We start from the raw sequence: 7774 nt of genomic DNA, 5'->3' as shown, positions 1-7774 counted from the left end.
TAAGGCTAAAAATCGTATCTCGCTACAAGTCTGTCCATTTTCTACCTTACTCGAATGAATTTGCAACACTCAAGTTAATTAGCGGATATTTGTTAGAACTGAAAGATGGAGTGAGGTGAGTCCTGATGAACATCATTCGTATCATTAAAAGTCTTCTTTCAAATAGTAATTTGGGTAATACTTCCTTGGAAGAAGGGATGCTGCTTTTAGAAGATGCGAAATGTCCATATTGCCATAGCAATTTCGAAAAACCATTGTCCCGTAAAAAAGCTTGCCCTGTATGTCGACAAGACGTATTTGTACGTACTCTTCCTTTTAAAAACGAAAAAGACAGGATACGCGTAGCAGTTACCGAACAAAAAGCTAAGAATATTGACATTGCATGGGCAAAAGAAAAAGGAGCTTATGATGAAATGCAGACACGCTGGACCAGCAGGGCATAACGTGGGAAGTCTTGGAGGGGTGGCCGGATGCGTACGAGCTGCTGCAACAGGTTTTGGATTTGGTGCAGGTAGCAAAAGTCCTGGGACTGCCAAGAAAATATGAATTTGTTCTTACCTTTACCAGCTGCAGAGGGGAGGTCAGAATGAACCGTTTTGAGCAAGAACAGCGGGCGGCCATCGAAGCGGCTCATAAGCTCTATGATGAAAATCCGCTGATTGAAAAATTGGAGATCTACGGTCAGCTCGGCCTACATGTATGGACGGTGAGCGAGCTCCATCATTGTAACGAGCTGATCGGTTAAGTTCATTTGTCACCGTTGGGGCTGTGCCAGATGGCCGCAGCTCCAACGGTGACATTAGGAGCTGCGGTACCATGAGCGACGCTAGGGGGAATCCTTCCCCCTGGACCCCCTGTTATTTCCTCCTGGTGTGCTTGAATTCATGCGGTGTTTTTACTTCAGCTTTTTCCGATTCCTTCTGCGTCCCGCTTCATTTAATCAGAACCTGCCGAGAGGATTTCTTCTATGCGTATCCAATGCCATTCCCCAGAGCCACGGATAATTTGATTTCTCGCCTGCTCGTAAGAATGGAGTTTACAATCCCGCTGAGCTCCACATCTTCATACTCGTCGAAAAGACGGATCCTGAAAGTCCTATGCTTATGTAATGATTCGGAAAGAGCTGCCTCGATGAACTCCATTTCCTGATCATCCAGCACCGGCTTTTGTTTCCGGAGCTCTTCCCGCTGCTGCCGGTTAATTGCTACTCGATGCTCAGGCAGCATCATCCTGCTGGATTCCCAAAAACCGTTTCCCTCCAGCCTTTTCCTCGTTGTCATTTAAAGTGTCCTCCTATCTTGGTCGATCGATCGACAGCTTGGCCAGCAGCTGTTTGTGAAACGGCACGAATGATCACTGAATCCCCATATTTACGTTTTAAGGCATCGGTTGCTCGCTCCAGCGCTATGGTCTTTTCTCGCCCCATATCGAATAAAGAAAGCTGATACTCTGTGTCCGGAACCAGCTGCGACAGACTGACGCCCACCCTCCGGATCGGGAGTCTGTTCCAGTGCTGATCCAGGAGCCTACAGGCCCAGCGGTAAACCTGGTTGGTAATGTTGGACGGGTCCTCCATCTTCAGCTGCCGATGAAAACCGGTTGGTCTGTCAAAATCAGCTCCAGCGCAGCCAATGGAGACAACATGTCCCATAAAGCCAAGGCCCCTGCAGCGCTGACAGACCAGTTCGGTTAGTTCCAATAGCACGACTTTGATTTCCTCCAGGTTTCCGTAGTCCCTGGGCAGCGTCATCATATGTCCGACAGACTTGGGAGCCACCTGGTGCGTCTCCGGCCGGACCGGGCTGTCATCCATGCCGTTGGCGATCCGCCAGTACATCTCCGCCTGGATGTCGGAGTTTTTACCGAATTTCCTCCGCATCATTTCTTTTAGCCTGGCCAAAGGCGTCTGGGCGACGCTGCCAATGGTATGCAGCCCCATCGCGGCGAAATGGCGGGTCATCCTGCTTCTGGATATAAACATGCTGCTTACAGGCAGCTGCCATAGCGTACCCGCGAGCATGTCTTTTGATAGCGTGTAAATGCCTGACGGATTCTTTTTGGCGTAGTTATCACACGCCGTCTTGGCCAGAATCTTTGTCTCAGCAATGCCAAGCCCGGTGGCGTAACGATGCCGGATGGTTATCACTTCAAAACGACGGTTTTTTCAGAAGGGGCGGTATCGACCGTTTCCGGTCCCAGCCATGCACCGGTCCTTACGACATTATGCGTGCGCGAGGATACCAACGGGACATTATGGCGTTCGCTTCATAATAATTATGACGGTTCGCTTAAGACCGATCCAAGCAACCCGCCAAAAGCGCCTTATATAGCAGACAGGCTTGAAATCGGTTCTATGATGCATTTGGACGCGATGGAGTGGACAGGCGGCTTTGCGCGATGCTTGGGCTGGATTGTGCTTTCGCCGGGGAGTGTGAGGTAGGCATATGGGAAAGAGTTTGACATTTACGTCAAACTCTTTTTCTTGGTGGTGTGGAAGGTCGGCTATCCAACTAATGGATAGCCCGATTTCATATTATTTATCTTTACGTACTTCATTAGGAATTGCCATGATAATCCCAGATAAAGGACCACCTTTAACCTCTCCTACTAGCGGTTGGCTATCTCCTAAACGGCCATAATCTACACCATCATCAATTCGGTGTTTTGCAAAATATACCTGGGCTTTATCCTTTGTCGGACGTTTCCCATTTTCTTTAACATAGCTACCGTCTTCAGAGAGTACAGCTTCCCAAACCAGATGTTTCACGTCATTTTTAATTTCATAGTAGCTAACCAATGAGCCTTGATAAAAATAATATCTTAAGGCTTCTCCTTCAGGGAAGTGGTAAGCATAAGTTACAGCTTCACCTGTTTCAGTTAATGTATTGGTATCGGAAGTGGGTAGATCAACTGCTATTTTTCTAGCTTGAACCAAATCTTTACTCTCATACAGCGTTTTATAATCCGCGATTTTATCTGAGCTTCGAATCACAACCGAGTTTTCATCTTTATTCCAAAACACTTGGGAATCAAATGCCTCACTAATAAATCGTAAAGGTACCAAAACGCGGTTATTTCTCAAAACAGGTGGAGACTGCAAAGTTACCGTTTGGTTACCCATGGTGGCTGTTTTTTTACCTACCGAAAGTGTAAGCTTTTCCTTACTTTTAGTTGATATAGCAATTACAGTTTTCGTTTTAGGATCCCATTGTAAATTTAAACCTAATGGTTTCAGGGATGATAACGACACCATTGTATAGCCATTTAACGTTTCTGGAGGAGAATCGGTCTTGATTGTTTGGCTATCAATGATTAATTGAACTTTTGAAGCAGCGAATGACGACTGGGAGAAAGAAATCAGTAATAGAGAACCTAACAATACAGAAAAAAGAAATCTAAATTGTTTCATATACAATCCCTCCATTTTTGTAAAAAAAATCATCTCTATAGCATTAAACGTATTTCACAAAAAAAAGTTGTAAAATAAATCAAAATTATATATTGCGTAACGATACGTGTTATTATATAATGAGGGTGTGGATGTAACACACTTCAAAATGAATTAGGTGAGGGATACCCCTTATTTGTTTTGATATCCCAGGTGTTTTGCATACCTCAATACTACGTAACGTAACGTTATATAATAGGAGGAAATTTCAATGCCCGAATATGCTAAATTTGCGAAGATTGTGCCACAAACCAACACCTTAACGAACAGAGGTTTTCAAGGGTATGTAACATTACCTTCGTCTAAAAGCATGCCCTCTGGCTACATCAATATGTATTGCGGTGTTGCTGGATTTGAATGTGGTGTCTCCAGCGCGGCGGATTCTCGTTTTTATGATCCTACTACAAAAACGTATAAATGGCACTGGTTTGTAAATGGTCCGGAAGTGAAAAATGGTGAACCTTACACACAATTTAAAGATGGTGAACGAATTCATCTTAAACTTGTTCTTCGGGATGACGGCTTTGTTGAATTCTTTGTTAACTTCAAAAGTGTCTTTGTATCACAAGGAACGTATACAACGAGTTCAAGCACTGATAAAGCGGCTCGATTTATTTTTGGTACACTCCAAAATCAATACGAAACTTTGCCGTCGCAATTACCTGCTTGGAAACTATCTTTCAGTAAAATTACTTGCGACACAATGATGTTTAAAGGTCCAGGTAAAAACGCTGATTGGATCAACGTTACCTCGAGTAACACCAAAGCAATTCTTGCTCATACTCCAACTACTATGACTAATCCTGCTCCTGCAGATATCAATGGCACTACGAATGACCTGGCAAATGCAAGATATGCTGTTTCTATGACAGTATAAATCGAAAAATATATGTGGTGTGGAAAGGAGGCTATCCAATTAATGGGTAGTCTCCTTTCTGATTATCAGAAAAGCTGCAGGACTCAATTTTAGGAACCACTTTTTTCTGGCCGGGTTGCAGCCTGGGCTTGGTTGAAACCAAGCCTGGACAATGCGGCAGGCAGAGCAGATGGACTGGAAGGTTCAGCTGCAGGAGGATGGATCCGCTGTGGCCGGGGGATCGATCAGGAAAGCGAAGGCTGAGAACCAGGAGAGCGAGCGGGGCGTAGCGGCTCTTAGGTGGGTGTTCTTCCCGCCTTAGAGCCGCTACGCCCCGCTGGTTTTTATCATTATTATGATTATCGTATATATTGGTAAACTTCTGGCATAGGGCTTAATGGGGTTGCCAAACTTTTCTTTTTAGGCTAACCTGAACTGGAAGGCGGAGGCATCCGTCTGTGAAATAACATAGTTATAATCGGCGGCATGATGCTGCCGAAGTTACTGGGGGGGCCCGTAATTCCGGGCTGAGATGGAACCGTTCCAGGTTCCGGACCCTTTGTACCTGATCTGGATCATACCAGCGTAGGGAAGTAACCGGCCAATGAAATTATATGGATAGGCAGCATGTGCAGCAGCCAGGGGCATACCTTGGTAGTGCATGGAGGCCTGTTTGCATACAGCCGGTTCCTTCGGGAACCGGCTTTTTCATTTTGCAGTTGGCCGTCAGCATCGGTTTTTCTCCGGTATGATCCCGATGAGGAATAAGACGACTCGGGAGGAGCAAGCAAATGACAGAGAGCAAGCGGAAAACAGCAGCAGGAGGAGCCAATACGGATATCGGGGCCTTTCCGGCAAGCACCAAGGTCTACATCCAGGGATCAAGACCTGATATCCTGGTGCCCGAAAGAGAGATAACGCTGCATGACACCCATACACCGCAGGGGGTTGAGCATAATGCCCCGCTGCGTGTGTACGATACAAGCGGTCCCATGACCGACCCGGCGTTTCAGGCAGATATCCGCAAAGGACTGCTCAAGCTGCGGCAGGCGTGGATTGAGGAGAGAGGGGATGTCGCCCGCTATGAAGGAAGAGCAGTGCAGCCTGAGGATAACGGGCTTCGGTCCGGGACCCGTCCTGCCGCGGAATTCCCGGGCGCTGTCAGCCGGCCGCTGCGTGCGCTGCCGGGGCGCAACGTTACCCAGATGCACTATGCCCGCCGGGGAATCATAACACCGGAGATGGAATTTGCGGCAATCCGGGAGGGGCTTGATCCAGAATTCGTAAGACAGGAGCTGGCAAGCGGAAGGGCGATACTGCCCTCCAACATCAACCACCCGGAGAGTGAGCCGATGCTGATCGGCCGTCATTTTCATGTCAAAATCAACGCCAATATCGGCAACTCGGCGGTAACCTCCTCCATAGAGGAGGAGGTGGAGAAGATGACCTGGGCTGTTAGATGGGGAGCGGATACGGTGATGGACCTGTCGACAGGCCGCAACATCCATACGACGCGCGAGTGGATCATCCGCAACTCTCCCGTGCCGATCGGAACGGTGCCGCTGTATCAGGCGCTGGAAAAAGTCAATGGGGAGGCCGAAGCGCTGACCTGGGAAGTATATCGCGATACGCTGATTGAGCAGGCGGAGCAGGGGGTGGATTATTTTACGATTCATGCCGGCGTGCTGCTCCGTTATATTCCGCTGACCGCCAAGCGGATGACGGGCATCGTGTCGCGGGGCGGGTCCATCATGGCGGCTTGGTGCCTTGCTCATCATCAGGAGAACTTTCTATATACACACTTCGAAGAGATCTGTGAAATTATGAAGACCTATGATATCGCCTTTTCGCTCGGGGATGGTCTGCGTCCGGGCAGTATTTATGATGCCAACGATGAAGCTCAGATGGCTGAGCTGGCGACGCTGGGTGAGCTGACGCAGATTGCCTGGAAGCATGATGTACAGGTGATGATTGAGGGGCCTGGTCACGTGCCTATGCATAAAATCAAGGAGAACGTGGATCTGCAGATGGAAATCTGCAAGGAAGCACCATTCTACACGCTGGGGCCGCTTACGACGGATATCGCCCCCGGATATGACCATATCACCTCGGCGATTGGCGCTGCCATGATCGGCTGGTTCGGAACCTCCATGCTCTGTTATGTCACACCGAAGGAGCATCTTGGCCTGCCGAACAGGGACGATGTGCGTGAAGGGGTGATCGCCTACAAGATCGCTGCCCATGCTGCGGATCTTGCCAAAGGCCATCCAAGGGCGCAACAGCGGGATGATGCTCTGTCCAAGGCCCGCTTCGAATTCCGTTGGCGCGATCAGTTCAATCTGTCCCTCGACCCGGAACGCGCGCTTGAGTATCATGATGAGACGCTGCCGGCCGAGGGGGCGAAGAACGCGCACTTTTGCTCGATGTGTGGCCCGAAGTTTTGCAGCATGCGCATCACACAGGATATCCGGGCATTTGCCGTAGAGAAAGGAATCGGCGAGGAGGAAGCTATTGCTGCAGGTTTGGAAGAAAAGGCACTGGAATATCGTGAAGGAAGAAGCAGGTAATACCGTAATGTATAGATGGAAGTTTTTTCTGTAAAAAAATGGGGCCTGCAGGCCCCGTCATATGGATCGGATTTATCAGATTTATGCAACGTTTTTTAGTGATGTCGAATGGTGCTTCTCACTGCAATATAAATGTCCGCTTGTCCGCTCGCGGCATTTCCGGCGAATTCATTGTACAGCTCGAAATCTCCGGAAAAGGTTCGTTCGAGCCCCTGGACAGACGCAGACCACTGCCATATGCGCTGCCACGCTTCGGCAACAACCTGATGAAGCGGACCGTGTGCGGTCCGGAAGACAGCATATCTGGCTGCAGGGAGTGTGACCGAAGACAGCCCATCCGGAATCTTATCCCCAGGAGGCACAATATGTCCCAACAGGTAGGTATATTTTCCAAATACTCCGTTTTCATAGTCCGTATAGCACCCGTAAATAGGCCCCGAAGGCCCGATCTCTTTGCTTCCCTGGAGGAATGAAGCCCAGAGAGAGGGAATATGACCTTGTCCGGACATTTCTGCGGCGTTGGTTGTGCGGACCGCCTTCCCTGCCAGTGTAATGGCTTCTTTTTCAACAAACTTAAGAGGCTGTATTGACGAAGAGGGTGCTTCTGCTTCTTGAGCGGCCCAGCGCTTTAATAAGGGGAGTGTTTTGGACAGCATGCTTCTCGCAGCTTCCTCTTCCCAGCCTTCCTGCAGCAGAAAAGGGATGCTCAACCGGATCATATCCTCCATCGTGATGTCAGGCTGGGTAAAGCTCCCGTTCTGATAGCAGTATTTGCAGTAGTCATAGACCAGGCTTCCGTTTGCAGCGGTACCTGCCAGCTCTTCACTGTTAATAGGCATGCCGCAACTTTGACATTGTTCATTAGTTCTCATTTCATTTGCCTCCTTTGAACTGTATATATGT

Annotated in this window: 9 protein-coding genes and 1 riboswitch; of the genes, 5 read left to right on the top strand and 4 right to left on the bottom strand. The window is 48.6% G+C overall.

Annotated elements, in window-relative coordinates; genetic code table 11:
* Positions 1 to 125: 125 nt before the first annotated feature.
* Positions 126 to 443: a hypothetical protein gene (locus tag ACE41H_RS22990; protein ID WP_375357901.1), complete on the top strand. Its 318-nt coding sequence runs from the start codon at positions 126 to 128 to the stop codon at positions 441 to 443.
* Positions 444 to 454: 11 nt separating this feature from the next.
* Positions 455 to 745, top strand: coding sequence for a hypothetical protein (locus tag ACE41H_RS22985; protein WP_375357900.1), 291 nt, complete (start codon positions 455 to 457; stop codon positions 743 to 745).
* Positions 746 to 965: 220 nt separating this feature from the next.
* On the opposite strand, the gene ACE41H_RS22980 is transcribed toward ACE41H_RS22985, so the two are convergent.
* On the bottom strand, positions 966 to 1280 hold the full coding sequence (locus ACE41H_RS22980) for a YolD-like family protein (protein WP_375357899.1): 315 nt from the start codon (positions 1278 to 1280) through the stop codon (positions 966 to 968).
* The gene (locus ACE41H_RS22975) at positions 1277 to 2146 is read right to left on the bottom strand and encodes a DinB/UmuC family translesion DNA polymerase (protein WP_375357898.1); all 870 of its coding nucleotides are present in this window, start codon (positions 2144 to 2146) and stop codon (positions 1277 to 1279) included. The genes ACE41H_RS22980 and ACE41H_RS22975 overlap by 4 nt, the downstream gene beginning before the upstream one ends.
* Between ACE41H_RS22975 and ACE41H_RS22970 the strand changes: the two genes are divergently transcribed.
* The gene (locus ACE41H_RS22970; RefSeq protein WP_375357897.1) at positions 2129 to 2440 is read left to right on the top strand and encodes a hypothetical protein; all 312 of its coding nucleotides are present in this window, start codon (positions 2129 to 2131) and stop codon (positions 2438 to 2440) included. The two genes, ACE41H_RS22975 and ACE41H_RS22970, sit on opposite strands and share 18 nt — an antisense overlap.
* A gap of 93 nt (positions 2441 to 2533) precedes the next feature.
* Here ACE41H_RS22970 and ACE41H_RS22965 read toward each other — a convergent pair whose 3' ends face one another.
* Positions 2534 to 3409: a copper amine oxidase N-terminal domain-containing protein gene (locus tag ACE41H_RS22965; RefSeq protein ID WP_375357896.1), complete on the bottom strand. Its 876-nt coding sequence runs from the start codon at positions 3407 to 3409 to the stop codon at positions 2534 to 2536.
* Positions 3410 to 3659: 250 nt separating this feature from the next.
* Here ACE41H_RS22965 and ACE41H_RS22960 point away from each other — a divergent pair, with 250 nt between their 5' ends.
* The gene (locus ACE41H_RS22960; protein WP_375357895.1) at positions 3660 to 4325 is read left to right on the top strand and encodes a hypothetical protein; all 666 of its coding nucleotides are present in this window, start codon (positions 3660 to 3662) and stop codon (positions 4323 to 4325) included.
* A 475-nt stretch (positions 4326 to 4800) separates the two neighbouring features.
* Positions 4801 to 4913, top strand: a riboswitch (TPP riboswitch).
* Between the two features lie 182 nt (positions 4914 to 5095).
* A complete protein-coding gene (gene thiC / locus ACE41H_RS22955; protein WP_375357894.1) occupies positions 5096 to 6871 on the top strand; it encodes a phosphomethylpyrimidine synthase ThiC in 1776 nt (591 codons plus the stop codon).
* Between the two features lie 95 nt (positions 6872 to 6966).
* On the opposite strand, the gene ACE41H_RS22950 is transcribed toward thiC, so the two are convergent.
* Complete coding sequence (locus ACE41H_RS22950) at positions 6967 to 7743, bottom strand: effector binding domain-containing protein (protein ID WP_375357893.1); 777 nt, start codon at positions 7741 to 7743, stop codon at positions 6967 to 6969.
* Positions 7744 to 7774 lie beyond the last annotated feature (31 nt).

Origin of the sequence: Paenibacillus enshidis (assembly GCF_042136365.1) — a bacterium.
GTDB lineage: Bacteria > Bacillota > Bacilli > Paenibacillales > Paenibacillaceae > Paenibacillus > Paenibacillus enshidis.
This window is presented reverse-complemented; position numbering and strand designations above follow the sequence as displayed.

What these genes read in the sequence shown, in the direction of transcription:
- ACE41H_RS22990 (WP_375357901.1), top strand. Translation starts at nt 126, where the DNA reads ATGAACATCATTCGTATCATTAAAAGTCTTCTTTCAAATAGTAATTTG.
- ACE41H_RS22980 (WP_375357899.1), bottom strand. Translation starts at nt 1,280, where the DNA reads ATGACAACGAGGAAAAGGCTGGAGGGAAACGGTTTTTGGGAATCCAGC.
- ACE41H_RS22970 (WP_375357897.1), top strand. Translation starts at nt 2,129, where the DNA reads ATGCCGGATGGTTATCACTTCAAAACGACGGTTTTTTCAGAAGGGGCG.
- ACE41H_RS22965 (WP_375357896.1), bottom strand. Translation starts at nt 3,409, where the DNA reads ATGAAACAATTTAGATTTCTTTTTTCTGTATTGTTAGGTTCTCTATTA.
- ACE41H_RS22960 (WP_375357895.1), top strand. Translation starts at nt 3,660, where the DNA reads ATGCCCGAATATGCTAAATTTGCGAAGATTGTGCCACAAACCAACACC.
- thiC (WP_375357894.1), top strand. Translation starts at nt 5,096, where the DNA reads ATGACAGAGAGCAAGCGGAAAACAGCAGCAGGAGGAGCCAATACGGAT.
- ACE41H_RS22950 (WP_375357893.1), bottom strand. Translation starts at nt 7,743, where the DNA reads ATGAGAACTAATGAACAATGTCAAAGTTGCGGCATGCCTATTAACAGT.